Below are 714 nucleotides of genomic sequence, written 5' to 3' on the forward strand. Positions count from 1 at the left end.
CCTTCATCGGCTCCTGGCGCCTAGGCATCCTCCGTGCGCACTTATTAGCTTAACCATGGCTCGGATGAACGACTTTGTTTCTCCGGCGGCTCATCGTTATTAGGCTCCGTCAGAGACGGCGCAGTAACGCTGATCCGCGAGTCGAACAAAGCCGTTTCATCCTCGCCTGCGTATGAGACCATACGCTTGATGACACTAGTAAGGCTGAGATGATACTCTTCTTCTTTCGCGCTTTTGTTTCGCTATCCAGTTTTCAAGGTGCAAGCTTGATGAGTCGCCTCATCTAAAGGTCTCATGGTGGAGACTAGCGGGATCGAACCGCTGACCCCCTGCGTGCAAGGCAGGTGCTCTCCCAGCTGAGCTAAGTCCCCATGGTATTTTCCCCAAAAAGTGACGCTGTCCTCCGAAGGTTATTCCGATTACTTTTCGGGGACCCCGGATCACTTGGGATATTTAAGATGGTTGGCCTTAGTGGACTCGAACCACCGACCTCACCCTTATCAGGGGTGCGCTCTAACCAGCTGAGCTAAAGGCCAATATTTGCGCCCGCTTTTGCTGGGCCCTCTTCGGCTTTCTTCATTGTCCCTAGACATGAAGAAAAATCCGGCTTGGCGACGTCCTACTCTCCCAGGACCCTGCGGTCCAAGTACCATTGGCGCTGGAGGGCTTAACGGTCGTGTTCGGGATGGGTACGCGTGGAACCCCTCCGCCGTC

General features: G+C 54.5%; 2 tRNA genes and 1 rRNA gene. All 3 read right to left on the minus strand.

The window, feature by feature from the left end:
* Nucleotides 1-295: 295 nt before the first annotated feature.
* Nucleotides 296-371 (minus strand) — tRNA-Ala (locus tag ACFO1S_RS23665).
* Nucleotides 372-459: 88 nt separating this feature from the next.
* A tRNA-Ile gene (locus ACFO1S_RS23670) sits at nt 460-536 on the minus strand.
* 70 nt (nt 537-606) lie between these two features.
* Nucleotides 607-714, minus strand: a 5S ribosomal RNA gene (rrf, locus tag ACFO1S_RS23675); the annotation flags it as partial.

It is taken from the genome of Cohnella boryungensis, from assembly GCF_042651945.1.
Taxonomy (GTDB): Bacteria; Bacillota; Bacilli; order Paenibacillales; family Paenibacillaceae; genus Cohnella; species Cohnella boryungensis.